The organism is Polyangium sorediatum, assembly GCF_029946465.1.
GTDB lineage: Bacteria > Myxococcota_A > Polyangia > Polyangiales > Polyangiaceae > Polyangium > Polyangium fumosum.
On sequence record NZ_JARZHI010000007.1, the window covers coordinates 137,386 to 152,539 of the forward strand.

At 71.3% G+C, this 15,154-nt stretch carries 8 protein-coding genes and 1 pseudogene; 3 read left to right on the top strand and 6 right to left on the bottom strand.

Annotation, left to right across the window (positions count from 1 at the left end):
* Positions 1 to 225: 225 nt before the first annotated feature.
* Complete coding sequence (locus tag QHF89_RS11365; protein ID WP_136969359.1) at positions 226 to 858, top strand: hypothetical protein; 633 nt, start codon at positions 226 to 228, stop codon at positions 856 to 858.
* A 56-nt stretch (positions 859 to 914) separates the two neighbouring features.
* The gene (locus tag QHF89_RS11370) at positions 915 to 1,559 is read left to right on the top strand and encodes a TetR/AcrR family transcriptional regulator (protein ID WP_136969360.1); all 645 of its coding nucleotides are present in this window, start codon (positions 915 to 917) and stop codon (positions 1,557 to 1,559) included.
* A 203-nt stretch (positions 1,560 to 1,762) separates the two neighbouring features.
* Here QHF89_RS11370 and QHF89_RS11375 read toward each other — a convergent pair whose 3' ends face one another.
* The 6 genes and pseudogenes from QHF89_RS11375 to QHF89_RS11395 form a co-directional block, all read right to left on the bottom strand.
* Positions 1,763 to 4,489: an ATP-binding protein gene (locus QHF89_RS11375; protein WP_136969361.1), complete on the bottom strand. Its 2,727-nt coding sequence runs from the start codon at positions 4,487 to 4,489 to the stop codon at positions 1,763 to 1,765.
* A gap of 118 nt (positions 4,490 to 4,607) precedes the next feature.
* Complete coding sequence (locus QHF89_RS11380) at positions 4,608 to 5,423, bottom strand: hypothetical protein (protein ID WP_136969362.1); 816 nt, start codon at positions 5,421 to 5,423, stop codon at positions 4,608 to 4,610.
* Positions 5,424 to 5,597: 174 nt separating this feature from the next.
* Entirely contained in the window at positions 5,598 to 7,859 is a 2,262-nt protein-coding gene (locus QHF89_RS11385; protein WP_284720364.1) for an RCC1 domain-containing protein, read from the bottom strand.
* Positions 7,860 to 7,873: 14 nt separating this feature from the next.
* Entirely contained in the window at positions 7,874 to 9,523 is a 1,650-nt protein-coding gene (locus QHF89_RS11390; protein ID WP_284720365.1) for a fimbrial protein, read from the bottom strand.
* 210 nt (positions 9,524 to 9,733) lie between these two features.
* Positions 9,734 to 10,579, bottom strand: a pseudogene (locus tag QHF89_RS49950) (eCIS core domain-containing protein); the annotation flags it as partial.
* A gap of 236 nt (positions 10,580 to 10,815) precedes the next feature.
* Positions 10,816 to 11,715, bottom strand: a complete 900-nt coding sequence (locus tag QHF89_RS11395) for a sigma-70 family RNA polymerase sigma factor (RefSeq protein ID WP_284720366.1) — start codon at positions 11,713 to 11,715, stop codon at positions 10,816 to 10,818.
* A 104-nt stretch (positions 11,716 to 11,819) separates the two neighbouring features.
* Between QHF89_RS11395 and QHF89_RS11400 the strand changes: the two genes are divergently transcribed.
* Positions 11,820 to 14,966 carry a serine/threonine-protein kinase gene (locus QHF89_RS11400; protein ID WP_136969364.1) on the top strand — a complete coding sequence of 1,049 codons (3,147 nt, stop codon included), beginning with the start codon at positions 11,820 to 11,822 and terminating at the stop codon, positions 14,964 to 14,966.
* The last annotated feature ends 188 nt before the right edge of the window (positions 14,967 to 15,154 follow it).

The following is a 15,154-nucleotide window of genomic DNA, read 5'->3' on the forward strand; positions in this document are numbered from 1 at the left end:
CGACCGATCCTGGAGTGCGTCGACCTCGCGGAGGGTGCACGGTCGGGGCAGGGGAGCGGATCCTCCGAGCGCCGGCCCAGGCTGGCACATTCCCGGCTCCTTTTGACTTGGAGACCGGCGCCGGAGCGCGCGGATCCTCGGGGTCTCATGCTGGCGCCGACATTGCCATGCAGGCGGCCGGAAGGGCGGGCCCGTGCTCGGCCCGTCCATCCAAGGAGGCGTAGCGTGAACGCGTGGTGGATGCGTGGTGCAATGGCGGCGACGCTCGTGCTGGCGGCGGCCTGCGGGAGCGAGGTGAACCAGGATGGATCCGGCGGCGCAGGTGGGACCGGCGGCGCAGGCGGCGCAGGCGGCGAGGGCGGCGTGCTCCCACCACAATGTGTGGTCGAAACGTCGGAGACCGGGCCGTACGAGGTGACGTTCCAGTTCGAGAACGACGGGGCCTCCCCGGCCTTTTTGCGGAAGGATTGCTCCCTCGAATACACGGTCTCATCATGCGAGGACGGCTATTCCGCGTCGCTCGCCATCCGCGCCTCGTGCAGCCAGGCGTGCGACAGCGCGGACGGCGGCTGCCTCGCCTGCGGAGCCTGTCCGCCGGTGGGCGGCGTGCCGGTCGAAATCGGCGCGCCGACCACGGATGCCTGGAAGGGAATGCGATATACGTTCGGAATGACCGACGAGGGGTGCACCTGCCACGAATCGCACGTGGCGCGGGCGGGGCGCTATCAGATCCGGGTGCCGGTGTATACCTCCGACATGGACGCGCAGACGGGAGCCCCCTCGTATGAGGTGACGGTGAATTTCGAGCTACCGGCGCCGAACGGCGTGGTGGTGGTGCCCATCGGGCAGTCGCCTTGAGTTCAATGCACGAACTTGACGCGCTCTACCGTGCGCGTTAGCGTTTTCGCCGCCCAATGCCGAATCGATCGACCGTCTCGCCGAGGAAGGTGCCGCAGCAGCGCCGCTCGCAGGCGCTCGTGCATGCGGTGATCGAGGCAGCGGTCCGCATCCTGAAGCACGGCCGCGAAGAGGCATTGACGACCCGCCGCGTCGCTGAAATCGCAGGGGCGAGCGTCGGATCGCTTTACCAGTATTTTCCCAATCGCGACGCCATCGTGCGGGCGCTCATCGACTCCCACGTGCGGGCGATGCTCGCGCGCCTCGACGACCAGATGCGGGATGCGTCCTGCGAGAGCTGCCCTGAAGAAGCGGTGCGTCGCTTCGCAGAGGGCCTCGTCGCCGCGCATACCGCCGATCTCGCGCGGTGGCAGGTGATCGCCTTGCAAGTGCTGCGCATCGGCGATCTCGACCCGAGCGACGAGGCTTGGCAGCTCCTCATCGAGCGTGCCCGCGCGCTCGTCCATCGCGTCGCGCCAGATCTCCCCGCAGCAGAAGCCTCCCGCGCTGCCGAACGCCTCGTCCTCCTCGTCCGCGCTCTGCTCGTGGACGCCTTGACCCAGCGGCCGGACGAGCTGCGGGATCTCCGCCTCACCACAGACATCACCGACCTCATTCTCGGATACCTGGGACGCCTGCGCGAACGGCACGCTGCCGGTTGAACCTGCGGCGTCGCCGTGTTGGCTGGCAGGGTCGCCTGTGGTCTTGACCCCGGCTGTTCGATGAACTGCGCACCGCGCAGTTCATCGACCCAAGGTCCAGGGCTGGCCCTGGTCCGGGTCCCGGGGCGGACAGCCCCGGGTGGGGCCTGGGGCAAAGCCCCAGCTCCGCGCCTTCGCGATGCGACCCCTCTCCAAATGCCGCCCTACGACGCAATGTAGACGGCCGTCGCCGGATCGAGGAGATATCCGCCCTGGCCCGTCCTCAACACCCCGCGGAGCCCGAGCTTGCGGAGCGTCGCGAGTGCCACGCGGACGCGGTTTGCCGCGGCTTCTGCGCCGATGCGCTCCCCGGGCCAGCCGGCGCGGATGATCTCGTCGAGGGGCAGCGTTTGTCCTGGCGCGGAGGCCCGTAGCTTTGCGAGGGCGAGCAGGATGCGGCGCAGCGGCGCGCGGCTCGACAGATCCACCGATGTGCGGGCTCCTGGCAGCCGCAGCCTTGCCCCCTCGTCGGAGACGACCAGCGCCTCCGCCGGCGCGGAGAGCCCTTGCCGGCCGGCTGCGAGCAGGATCCTCCGCGCGAACCGCACGTCGTCGTTCGAGCGCCCGAGAGCGAGCGCGCGCGCCTTCTCCAGGAGCTGCGCTCGATTGGGCTCGCTCGCGTTTGCCAGCGCGACGTGGGCTTCGTGAATCGCGACCGTCGCCTGCAATGCTGGCTCGCTCTCGCACGCGGCGGCGGCGCGTTGTGCCTTCACGAGCCACTGCGCGGAGGCCTCGGGATCCCCTTCGTCGGACCATACCGACGCGAGGCATCCGGCGATCAGCGCCTCGTAGCGGTGAAATCCCGCCGCGCCCATCAGGTCGAACGAGCGCACCAGCATCTTCGTCGCTTCGGCCGGCGAGCCTCGTTCGAGGAACGTGGTGCCGAGGTAGTAGAGCGCGCTGCCCTCGCGGTGACGGCTCCCGATCTCGTGGAACAAACGCACGGCGCGCGCGTGACACGAAAGCGCCGCGTCGAGCTTCCCCCGCTCCTGAAACAGGATGCCCTGCGCGCTCAGCAGCGCGCCCTCGGCGTGTTTGTCGCCGCTCTGCCGCACGATCCCGAGCGCCTCGTCGAGGTCCGCGCCCGCCTCGGTGTAGCTCTCGCGAAAGAGGGCGATCACCGCTGTCTCGTAAAGCACCCGCGGCAGCCGATCCTCGCAGTCGGCATCACGATACAGCGCGAGCGCGCGCTTCGCCTCGCGTTCTGCCGCGGCGAGATCCCCCTCGCGGCGGTGGGCGTGCCCGAGGCACGCCCGGATCTCGGCTTCCCGCACGCGCCGTGACCGGCCCCCCGCCGCGCTTCTGAGGCACGCGAGCCCTCGCGCGAAATGCGCGCGCGCCTCGACCGTGCGGCCGAGCGTCTCGACGCTCTCCCCGAGGTGCGTGCACGCGAGCGCCTCCAGCGCCGCATCTTCCCGCGCGCGGGCGAGCGCGAGGCCGGCTTCGAGATCGAAGGCCGCTGCCTTCGGATCGCCGAGCTCGCGCCGCGCGACGCCTCGCGCGACGAGGGCGGCCGCGAAATCCGGGAGACGCGTCCCGGCTGTCGTCGCCTGCGCCGCCTTGATCGCTCGGTCGAGCAGGACGAGCCGCAGTTCGAATAACCCGCGCGGCACGACGACCGGTTCGAGCGCGAGCGCGAGCCCGAGCGCGAGCGCGGCGCCGTCCCCTTCGGGCGCACGCTCCGCATCGTCGAGTGCGCGCGCGTGCGCCGCCACCATGTTGTCCATCTCGCGGCCGAGCTTCTCCCGCGCGGCGCCGCCGAAGGCCGCCTCCTCGGCGAGCGCGCGGCCGAACCACGCGAACCAGCGCGTGTGCCTGGCTGCCGCGCGTTCGAGCTCTCCCGGCCGCTTTTGCAGCTCCTCCGCGGCGAGCTCGCGGATCGCCTCGAAGAGCGAGAAGCGCGCCTCCTCGCCCTCCGCGCGCATTCGCACGAGCGAACGCGCGACGAGCCCCTCCAGCACCCCGAGCACGTCCGCGCCCGGCCGGGCGAGCACGCTCTCCGCCGCCTCCAGCGTAAACCCTCCGCGAAACACCGACGACGCCGCGAAACACGCGCGCTCGGCCTCGTCGAGCTGCACGAGCGAATCCAGAATCGTGCGCCGCATCGACGAATGCCGCCCGTGGTCTTCCCGCCGAACCAGGAAATCGAGCGGCTCGGCGAGGCGGCTCCGGATCTGCCCGAGGCCGAGCAGCCGCACGCGCGCCGCGCAGAGCTCAATCGCGAGCGGGATACCGTCCGTCGCGCGCACCACGTCCCCGAGCGCCGCGAGCTCCGCCGGTCCGACGTCGAAGCCCGGCCGCACCTCCCGCGCGCGGCTCAGGAACAGCGCCACCCCTTCGGTCGCGAGCAGCTCCTCGCGGCTCGCGCCGGGCTCCGGCACCCCGAGCGGCTCCAGCGGCACGAGGTGCTCGCCTGCGATGCCGAGCACGGCCCGCGACGTCACCAGGATGCGCGCGTGCGGCGCGACCTTCATCCACGCGGCCACCACCCCGGCGGCCGCGGCCGCGATGTGCTCCACGTTGTCGAGGAGCAGGAGCACCCGGTTCTTCCGGGCGAGGGCCTGCCCCAGCGCCGCCACCACGGCGCTCTCCTCCGTCGTCCGTTCGAGCGCCACGCCTAGCACCGACGCCACGGCGCGGCACATCGCCGCCACGTCGCCGGCGTCCGTCAGATCGCAAAACCACACCCCGCCGCCGTGGGCCGCGTACGCCGCGCCGTGCAATGCCGCGAATCGCGTCGCCACGCGCGTCTTGCCCATGCCCCCGGGCGCGACGACCGTCACGAGCCGCGCGCCCTCGTCGAACCGGGCGACGAGGGTCGCCATGTCCAAGGCGCGCCCCACGAACGACGACGGGCTCTCGTACACGTTCGTACGCGCCTTCGATTTCATGGCGTGGAAGGATGCGAGAGAAGCGGCGCGACCGCCATCCTCGGCGTGCAGGCTCGAAGACGCGCGAGGGATCGGGGACGCCGGCCTCGTCGTCAGTCGCGGCCGGCCTTCCTCGGGCTCACCTGCACTCGCCGTCTTTGTCCGAGCGGCGCTCGCAAGCGGAGGGATCCGGCGGGTGCTCCTTCATGCAACGCTCCCCGCAGCTCATGTCGCTGCTCGACATGCAGCGCGAGAGGCACGCGGCGGATTCGCCCGCGCATTTGTTCACCGCCGACGCCGACGGGCACTGGTAATAGGAGCCGTTCACGCAGCAATGGGCCGAGGCATTGCTCTGCCCGGACCCCGCGCCCCCGCCATTGCCCTGCCCGGGCCCCGTGGTGACCTTGACACTCCCGAGGACGTCCGCGGCCGCGCCGAGGAAACCACCAAGCCCGCCGCCGCTCGAACTGCCGTTCCCGGACGCCTTGGCCTCGGCGGCCTTGCGCTCCTCTTCTTCTTTTTCCTTCCGCTCCGCCTCCGCGCGCGCCACGGCCTCGGCCTTCTCCTTCTCCGCCTCGACCCTCTCGCGTTGCAGCGCGTCCTCGCTCGCCTCGCGCCAGATCGCCTCTCCGACGGCCGACGCCTCGTCCGTCAGCGCCTTTCGCTTGTCCGCGGCCATCTTCTTGCCATTGACCACGTCGACGGCCATCACGACCCTGTCCGAGCTGGTCTTGTAATGGACCCAGACCTCGGGGTTGTACTGGAACTTGCAGTACTCCCGCTTGGAGCAGATCGGCTTGTAGCCTCGCTTTTGAATGGAGGCCTCGATGGACGACACCGTGGAGCGCCCGTCGTTACCGGCGTACACGAGGGGCGTCGTCTCTCGCACCGTGCTGCACGCAGCCAGCGACGAGAGGGAAACAGCAAGCAGAAGGGGGAAGACCTTTGTGTTCATGTTCACGACTCCGGATCCGTCAGGCGCAGGCCTCGCATCCGGGGGATGCTCGTCCCGGCCCTAGGTCGCATTTTTTCTTCGAAAAGTCTCGATACCCGTCCGCCGCGGAAGGCCCCGACCCCGACGGGGCTCGGATCGTCGGGGAACTCCACAAGCTTTTCGTGACGGCCCCGCCTACGGCAATCCCGTCACGCGCAGCGGTCTGTGCGAGCGCCCGTGCGCGCCGGCCCCGAGCTGCCCCGCGCCGTCGTCGCCCCAGCACACGACCTCTCCCGAGCGACGCACAGCGCACGCGTGCGCGACGCCCCGCGCGGCGGTCACGGCATCGTCGAGGCCCGGGGCGACGCGCTCGTAGACCCACCTCGCGCCCTGCGTCGAGGCCTGGATCGTCCCGACCTCGCCGCTGCGCCGCACCACCATGTCCCGCGAGATATCGACCGCGTCCTCCAGCCCGCTGACCTCGTCTCCTCTGGTGAGCGCAACCTGCGGCACCAAGGCCCGTGTTTCGGTATCCCAGCACGCCACGCGACCTCCCTTTCGGGCAACACACGCGAGCAAGCTGTCGAGCCCCACCCCTGCTGCGTCGCGCACCGAGCTCACGGCCGCGGGCTTCACGATGTTCGCTTCCTGCACGGGCTTATCGTCGCCGCTGCGGGGCGCCCATGCGGTGATTGCGCCCGCCCCCCAGCACCACAGCGCGCCAGCCGAGGTCGTGGCGCATGCGCCGAAGGCGCCCATGGCCACAGTTTCTACCCCGGTAAGCCCCGCGATGGGCGTGAGCCGGCCGCGCCGCGCGATCGTCGGGAGCCCGAGCGCGCCCAGCGCGTCCTCCCCCCAGCACGCGACCCGTCCCGACGTGAGGAGAGCGCACGCGCGCTCGCGCCCAAGGGCGAGCCTCTTGACGTCGCGCACGTGCGGCACCTCCGTGGGCGCCCGCCAGGGCGCCGCGGGATCCGGGGCCTCGCCGAGTTGCGGGATGCGAGCGCCCCAGCACGCGACGGTGCCCGCCCGCCGCACCGCGCACGTGTGCTCGGCGTCGGCCGCCAGCGCGATCGCATCGTCGACCCCCGCGACGAGTGCCGGCGCTCCGCGGCTCTGCAGCGTGCCGTCGCCGAGCTGGCCGCGGCGGCCGTCGCCCCAACACCAGACCGCGCCGCCCGAGGTGAGCGCGCAGGTGTGCGCATCGCCGGCTGCGACGCGCGTCGCGTCCTTGAACTCGGTCACGGCGACGAGCCCCCCGGCGCTCCCCGCGACCCCGGTGCCCAGCTGGCCGTCGAGGTTCTCGCCCCAACACCAGACCGCGCCGCCTCCGGTGAGCGCGCACGCGTGCGCCTCGCCGACCGCGATCGAAGCGGCGTCGCGCAGCTCCGGGACGCGCACCGGCGACAGCGCCCGTACCCGCGCTTCCGACGGATCGGGCGCCGGGCCGTCCGTCCCGGCCGCGAGCGTGCCGAGCACACCGCCGCCCCAGCACGCCACCTCGCCGGACGCGAGCGCCGCGCACGTCGTCGAGCCCGCGGCCGCGATCGCGCGCGCGCCTTCCACCCCCGGCACCTTCGACGGCGCGAGATGGTGCGCGGCCGTCGTGCCGTCGCCCGCCTGCCCCTTGTCCGCGCGCCCCCAGCACACCACCTCGCCCGAGCCGCGCAGCGCGCATACGTGATCACTCCCGGCCGCGATCGCCGTGAGGTCGTCGAGGCCGGGCACGCGCACCGGCACCGTTCGCGGCTCACGCGTGCCGTCCCCGGCCTCGCCGTTGCGATTGCTGCCCCAACAGCGCGCCGAGCCATCACGCGAGAGCACGCAACCGCCGGCGATCGCCGCCACGTCGTGCATGCCTGCGACCTCCGCGAGCACCGCAGGACCGCGGTGCTCCTGCGCGCCGTCGCCGAGCCATCGCGTCCCCAGGCAGAAAGCCGTACCCGAACGCAGCACGACGCAGAGGCGGGATGCCTCGACCGAGATCGCGGACACGCCCGCGAGGCCCTCGATCACGGCCGGACGCAGCACGTCGCGCCCGTCCTCCTCCCCCCAGCACGCCACCTTGCCGTCGGCGGTGAGCGCGCACGTGCGGTTCGCGGCCGCGGCCACGCCCTTCACGCCGTCGAGCGACGCCACCGTGACCGGCGTCGCGCTCGCGCGCCGCGTCCCGTCGCCGAGCTGCCCGTGATCGTTCGCGCCCCAGCAGCGCACCCGCCCCGCCGCGTCGACCGCGCACGAGTGCCTGGCGCCCACCGCCACGCGGCCGGCCGCCGGGCGCAGCTCTGCCGTCGCCGCGTCAGGCCCCATGGCGACCTGCGCGACCGACACGGCCGGTGAAGGGGCCGGCGCGTGACCGGCCGAGCACGCGCTGGAGGCCCCCCCGCACGCGGCCACGAGGATGTACACGCAGCCCGCGGAACAGAGCGCCGCGCCGCCGCCGCCGCGCGACGCCATCGACCCGGCGCGCCTCATTCGAACAACTCGTGCGCGATCTCGGTCACGAAGAAGTGGTGCGCGGCGATGAATTGATTGAACCGGAAGGGCTCAAATGTCGCCAGATCGTTGTCGTTCACAAACTTGAGAAGGCGCTGCACCGCGAACGTCTTTGCCTCGCAGAAGGCGTTCAGGCTCTCCTTGCCTTTTGGTGCCGGATCCATCGAGCTGAACGTGCCGCGGGGCATGCTCGCGGGCAGCTTGTCCAGCTCCTTCTTGATATCCTTGTTTGCCGGATCGTTCACGATCGCCTGGAAACCGGGCCGGTTGACGAGCGCGTCCTGGATGAGCCGGATGCAGCCCAGCGCGGCGAGACAGCTCTGCGGCAGGAGATTTTTCACCTGCGCGCCCGCCTTGAGATCGCCCGGCTTCACGTTCACGCCGTCCGTCACGTGGTAGACGACCAGCTTGTCGGCGCTGATCCCACGCTCCGCCGTGCTCGCGTTCCCCGGCACCTTGGGCACCTTTGTCTCGATCGCGAACTGCGTGTCGTTGAAGAACGCGTCCAGCACGGTCACACGATCGACGATGCCCAGATCGATGAGCGGCCCCGGCACGGGCCCGCCCTTGATCCGCTGTTTCGGATCCACGTTGCCCGTCAGCGTGCGCTCCAGCCCGCGGTGCCCGCGGCTGTGCGCCGTGAGGCGCAGCGACTTGATCCCCGGCTTGCGCCCGATGGTCTGGAGCGCACCCTCGATCTCCGCTGTGCTGATGGTCCGGAAGTCCGGCACCACTGGCTTGTCGCCGGGGCTCCCGAGGCCGATGACAATCCACTTCGAGTCCTGCGCGGCCCCGCGCAGCCCATGCACCAGGATGTCGTTGCCAATGCTCCCGACCGCGTTGTTGGCCGTGAAGAACAGGTGGACATGGTTCTCCTCGGACGCCTCCGCCGCCGGAGGCACGTAGATCGACATGCTCTCGAAGTCGGGCTGTTTGCGGATCTCGAACGTGTTCCCCTTGAGTGATGCCTCGTCGCCGCGCACCGGCTCGAGGATCACGGGAGTCCGCAGGCGGAATGCTTTCAGTACGGCCCGGTCGAGACCGCTGAGGACCTGGAGTTCCTTGCTCCATCTCGACTCGAAGTCGTCGGGGGACGGGCGGATCGCCGTCGCGCCCGCGTCCAGGCCGAGCTTCACACGATCCGTCGGCCCCTTGCCCGGTCCGGCTGCCGGCGCGCTCGCTTGCTGCACGAGCGGACCCAATAGGCCGAGGCCCTGGAGCCTCTGGATCTGCACCAGCATCGCGTCCATCTCCATGGCGTCCAGCAGCGGGAACACCTCGTCGGCGACGACCGCGGGCTGGCTCAGCTCGTAACGCACCCTCAGCCCGGTGTCACCGAGCCAGCCCAGGATCTTGCGTGCGTCGTCCGCGGGCATTGCCAGCAGCGCGTCCATGTGGCTTTCGAGCCGCCGCTCCAGCGGCGGCTTCGCCTTCTCCGCGACCGCGATGATGGCGAACGTCAACCGGCCCTTGTCGAACCCGGTGATTTTGATCTGTTCGAGGTTGTTGCCGGGCCCCTTTTTCTCGTAGTCGGCCGATGCCTTGTCCAGGTTCTTCACAAGCCCGTCCAGCCGCCCCTTCGCCTGGACATCCACGAGCGTCTGGAGGAGCGCGTCCGTGTCCAACCCCGCGAGGACGATGTACGCTTTTTCGTACGCGGGACCGCCCGGCTCGTCGAGCGCCCTCAGCACTCTGTTGAGGGACGGAGCGCTCCCTGACTGCATGTCTCCGAGCATGCCCTTGCGCTGGACGGCCCCCCAGGGTGCCGGGCCGCGGCCCCCCGATTGCTGAACGACGTGCGCCAGCTCGTGCGCGAGGAGCTGTTTCCCTGCGAATGTGCCCGGCGCGTACTCGTGGCTCCCGAACACGACATGGTTCCCTACCGTGTACGCGCGCGCTCGCACCGCGGCCGCCGCCTTGGCCGCCTCGCTGTCGGAATGCACCCGCACATTGCTGAAGTCGCGCGCGAAGCGCGGCTCGAAAAAGGAGCGCACCTCCGCCGGCAGCGGCTCTCCGCCGCGCTCGGCCGCGCGAACGGCGGCTCCAGGATCCAGCCCAGCGTCGGCGTTCGGCGAAGGCGCGCGCTTGGTCTGGATCCGCTTGTTCTCCTCGTCCTCGCACGCCGCGCACTTTCGCTGGATCGTGGCCGAGGCCGAGCCGATGGGCGCCGGTTCAGCCATTCGCATGACCTCATCGGCCACATTGTCTGCCTCACGCTCGAACGGGTCGCTCGGAGAAGGGATCGTCGCCTTGCGCTGGACGGGAGGTATGAGGGGGATACGTGCGAAATCGAACGGGAGACGAGGGGCCACGGGCGGAGACGCCTCGGCCTCCACCTCTGAAGCTGCGCGCCCGACGCGTGACCAGGAAGCGCTCGTGGGCGCGGTCATCTCGGGCGAAGCCGCCGCTCTGGTGTTGCTCGACGTCGCCAACCGAAACCAGAGCGGGTTCACCGGCGGCGCCTTCCCCGGTCGCTGCGATGTGGCCTTCGGAGCATCAGGATGTGCCGAAGACGGACGCGGCTTCCGATCGAAAGTGAACATTGCGAGTTCTCCTCGTCGTGTTGACCGGAGCGTACCAGATCGTGACGTACGTGCCCACGGCAATGCGCCTTTTGCGAGCGCTGGCTGTCGCTGTGGAGCGGTCAGCCCGAACGCCGCACGAGCAGCTCGCGAGCACATTCGAGGCGCAGCTTCGCCCAACGAAGGCGGCGCCGAGCGCGATCGACCTGGAGATCCGCCGGATGATGGTCGAGGCGAAGGGCCGCATCGGCAGCATGCGCGAGGTGCTCGCGAGCGCGCCGCCCGAGGCTGCGCGGGACGTCCTGCTCGAGCTCTTCCTGGACGGGATCACAGCCGAACAAGGCGTCCCGAGGGGACGCTCTGCGAGCTCGCAAAGCGCCGAACCATTCGACGCTCTAGCCCTGCGACCGCAACGTGATCTCCAGCCGGCTCTGGATGAGGCGGAGAATGTCGTCCAGCTCGCCGCGCTCGACCTGCAGCCGCTCGCGCATGCGCTGCCGCGTGCCGGAGGCGAGGTTCTCGCGGGCGCGGGCGAGCCAGCGGGCCGCCGTCGCGCGGTGGATGTCGTAGAGCGCGCTGAGCTGATCGATGCCGAGGCCCTGCTGGTAGTGCTGCCGGAGGAGGTTGCGCTCGCGCGGTGAGAGCGCGGCCAGCGCTTCGCGGAAGGCGGTCTGGAACTCCTCGCGGTAGAGCTGCTCGATCCGGGCGAGCTCGGGATCGCCCGACGCGGGGTCGAGGTGGGCAAGTTCGAGGTGGGCGCGCTCCTCGCGCTTCTGCTTGCGCAAGAGGCCGAGCGCCTCGCGGACGGCGACGACACGCAGCCACCCGCGCAGATCCCCCCGGCCCGTGAATTCGGCGATCCGAGGGGGCGCGCCGCCCTCGCCGATGAGGATCCGGTGCCGGATCCGGTCGCGCAGGTCCTCCAGCGTGGTGCTCCCGAGGTCGATACGCGAAAGCGCCGCCGTGACGTCGCGCAGCAAGATCTTGTCGAACGTCGTGAGGGCCGCCTTGTCGCCGTGGGCGCACGCGCAGGCGAGGTACAGATCGGTGCACGCGCGGGGCGAAAGCGCGCGCATCCATGGCACGTCCGCGCCGATCCGCGCCGCGAGGTAGGGAATGAATACATCGGGCTCGATTTTCACCGGCGCCCAGGCCGCGCGGGCCTCGGCGAGCAGGGAGGCGAGCGCCGCTTCGAGCGAGTCCAGGTCGCCCTCGATCCCCTCCGCCGGGGCCTCCGGCCGCGCAGCTCTCCACGCAGACAAGAAGCAGCGCGCCAGGGCCGAACCGTCTCCCATGTGCGCGCATGGTAGCATCACGGGAGCCGGTCCTGCCAAGCGCAGGCGCGGTCGGCGCGCTTGCCCGCAGGAGACACGCACGATAACGTGGCCCTGACGTCTGCATGGCTTGCCCGGGTGAAAACACGCTGAACGCGCTCCTCGGCGGCCAGCTCCCGCCCGAGATGGCCACGCGCACCGAGCACCACGTGGGCGAATGCCCCGCGTGCCAGGAGCTGCTCGCCGTCGTGGGGCAGCCCCTCGACACGTCACAGCCGTACGACGCGACGCCGGAGCTCGGCGCGCGCCCCGAGGACACCGCCCCGACGGCCCGGGACGCGCGACCGCCGCGCGCCGACGCCCCGCTGCAGCCGGGCAGCGCCGTTCGCCGCTACGTCGTGCTCTCCAAGGTGGGCGCCGGCGGAATGGGCGTGGTGTATGCCGCCTACGACCCGGAGCTGAACCGGCGGGTGGCATTGAAGGTCCTCCGCGCCGAGGACCACGGGGAAGGGAGCGAGCAGGCCCACGCGCGCCTGCTCTCCGAGGCGCAGACGCTCGCCCGGCTCGCCCATCCGAACGTGGTCGCGATCCACGACGTGGGGGTGACGCACGGAGACGTCTTCCTCGTGATGGAGTTCGTCGAGGGGCCAACGCTCGGCGCGTGGCTCGCGGAGAGGCGCCGCCCGCTCCAGGAGGTCCTGCCCATCTTCCTTCAGGCGGGCCGCGGGCTCGCCGCCGCGCACGCCGTGGGGATCGTGCACCGGGACTTCAAGCCCGCGAACGTCGTGGTGGGGCGCGACGACCGGGTGCGCGTGCTCGATTTTGGCCTCGCGCGGGAAGGGCTCCCGCCCCGCGGCGCCGCCTCCCTCGGCGCGGGCGCGGCGGGGGAGACGATGCAAAGCGTCGTCGCGGGCACCCCCGCGTACATGGCGCCCGAGCAACACCTCGGCCGACGCGCCGACGCGCGCGCGGATCAATTCAGCTTTTGCGTCGCCCTCCACGAGGCCCTCCACGGCGTACGCCCCTTCCGCGGCGACACGCCGCGCGAGATCCTCGACTCCATCCAGCGCGGCGACGTCCACGCCCCGCACGCGGCCGAGCTCCCGGCCTGGTTCTCCGAGGCCCTCCGCCGTGGGCTCTCCGCGAAACCCGAGGCCCGGCATCCCTCGCTCGTGGCGCTGCTCGCGATCCTCGAACGGGATCGGCGCGCGCTTCGCCGGCGGATCGCGATGGTCGTCGTCCCGCTGCTCGCGGCGGCCGTCGCGGGCGTGGCCGTCCGGGCTTCGATGGGGCCGGCTACGGAGCCGCCTTGCCAGGGGGCGTCGCGGCGGCTCGAAGGCGTGTGGGACACGTCCGGGCGCGCCGCCGTCCGCGCGTCCTTCCTGGCGACCGGGCTGCCTTATGCGGCGGGGGCCTTCGACCAGGTCGCGGCGGACCTCGACCGGCGCGCGACGGAATGGACGAGCGCGTTTACGCAGGCCTGCGAGGCGACCCGGGTGCGGGGCGAGCAGACGGAAGAGCAGCTCGGCCGGCGTATGGTCTGCCTGGAGCGGCGGCTCACCGATCTCGGCGCGCTCACGCAGGCGCTCGTGCAGGCCGACGTCGCCGTGGTCGACGGCAGCACGCGCGCCGTCTCCGAGCTCGCGCCCGTCAGCGATTGCGAGAACCTGGCGTCGCTCTCCTCGATGGATCCGCGGCCGGAGGATGCGGCCGCGCAGGAGGAGATCACGCGCATCTCGGGTGATCTCTCCCGGGCGCGTGCGCAGCTCGCCGTCGGGCATTACGAGGACGGTCTCTCGCGGATGGATCCGCTGATCCAGCGCGCCGAAGGCACACGGTACGGGCCGCTCTCGGCGGAGGCGCTTTACCTGCGCGCGCGCCTTCGGGATCTCCTCGGCCGGGATCACGAAGCCGAGGTGGATTATCACGCCGCGGCCCACGCGGCGATTTCGAGCCACCACGACGAGATCGTGGCGAGCGCCTGGGTGGATCTGTTCGGCATTCTGTCCTTCGACACGCGCCGGGCGGAGGAGGCCGCGCGTACCCTCGACTATGCACGCGCGACGATTCGCAGGCGCGGGGCCAATCCGGAGCTCACGGCGCGGCTCTCCGTGCGGATCTGCACGCGCGGCAATGCGCTCACCGATGCGCCGCAGATCGAGGCCGATTGCCAGCGCGCCATCGAAGAGGTCGAGCGATTCGCGCCGCACGACCCGGAGCTGCTCGCGGCCTCGCTGCAAGCGCTCGGGGGCGCGCTGCGCAACCAGGGCAAGCTCGCCGATGCCCGCGCGGCCGTCGATCGCGCGATCACCACGTTGTCGAAGACGCTGGGCAAGGACCATCCGTCGGCGCTGCGCGCGCGCCGGGCGCTCGCCCTCGTCCACCAGGAGAGCGGCGCGCTGGCCGAGGCCGAGGCCGAGAGCCGCGCCATCGTCGAGAGCAGCGAACGCAATCTGCCAGCCGACCACCCCATGCGGCGCGCGGCGCTCTTCGATCTGGCCAGGGTCCTCACGATCCGGGGCGACCACGCCGGGGCGCTGCCCCTCTTTCAGCAGGCCTACGAGGCGGAGCGCCGCGCGCGCGGCGAGGACTCCGAGCAAGCAGCCACCTGCCTCGAAGCCATGGGGCGCGCCCAGCACAGCTTGGGGCGCCCAAAGGAAGCCATCGACCATTACCAGCGCTCGCTGGCCATCCGAGAAAAGACGCTCGGCGTCGATCACGTCTCCGTCGCCAGCACGTTGGTGCTCCTTGCGGTCGTGCGGGACGACGACGGCGCCCACGAGGACGCGATCTCGCTCGTGCGCCGCGCGCTCGACATTCGCGAAAAGGCGCTCGGGCCGGAGCATCCCCTCGTCGCGAAGACGCTCGATATGCTGGGCCGATTCTACACCGTGCTCGGCAGCCTGGACGCCGCCGAGCCGCTCCTCGAGCGCTCCCTCGCCATCAACGAGGCGCGGCTCGGCAAAGAGCACCCCTCGCTCGCCGACACGCTCGTCCCCCTCGCGGACATCCACCTCGAACGTCACGCGCCCAAACGAGCCATCCCGCTGCTCGAACGCGCCATTGCCCTGTACGTGCGCTCCCCGGGGGATCCGCTCACACTGGCAGAAGCGCGTTATTCGCTCGCGCAAGCACTCGTGGCCGTCGGAGAGGACCGTCGGCGCGCCGTTACGCTCGCCGACGAGGCCCGAGCCGCGTACGTCGCCGCCGGGCCAAGGGCGGAAGCCGTCGTCGCCGAGGTCGACGCGTGGCTCCGTCAAAACAGGCGGTGATCGAGAAGGAGCAGGCTGCGCCCGCAGGGCTCTTCGCAGTGCCGCAGGATGGGGGCGCAGAGCGCGCTCGGGGACCTGCGGGGCCGTAGAACGGGAGGCGGCCTCGCGGAGGGAGACTCGCAGCGCCGCAAGTCGGCATCTCAGAGGAGTGTCTTCAAGCTGCAGCGCCGTCGATCAGGTGCAGGTGA

Coding starts and splice junctions, on each gene's coding strand:
- QHF89_RS11370 (WP_136969360.1), top strand. CDS start 915: ATGCCGAATCGATCGACCGTCTCGCCGAGGAAGGTGCCGCAGCAGCGC.
- QHF89_RS11375 (WP_136969361.1), bottom strand. CDS start 4,489: ATGAAATCGAAGGCGCGTACGAACGTGTACGAGAGCCCGTCGTCGTTC.
- QHF89_RS11380 (WP_136969362.1), bottom strand. CDS start 5,423: ATGAACACAAAGGTCTTCCCCCTTCTGCTTGCTGTTTCCCTCTCGTCG.
- QHF89_RS11385 (WP_284720364.1), bottom strand. CDS start 7,859: ATGGCGTCGCGCGGCGGCGGCGGCGCGGCGCTCTGTTCCGCGGGCTGC.
- QHF89_RS11395 (WP_284720366.1), bottom strand. CDS start 11,715: ATGGGAGACGGTTCGGCCCTGGCGCGCTGCTTCTTGTCTGCGTGGAGA.
- QHF89_RS11400 (WP_136969364.1), top strand. CDS start 11,820: ATGGCTTGCCCGGGTGAAAACACGCTGAACGCGCTCCTCGGCGGCCAG.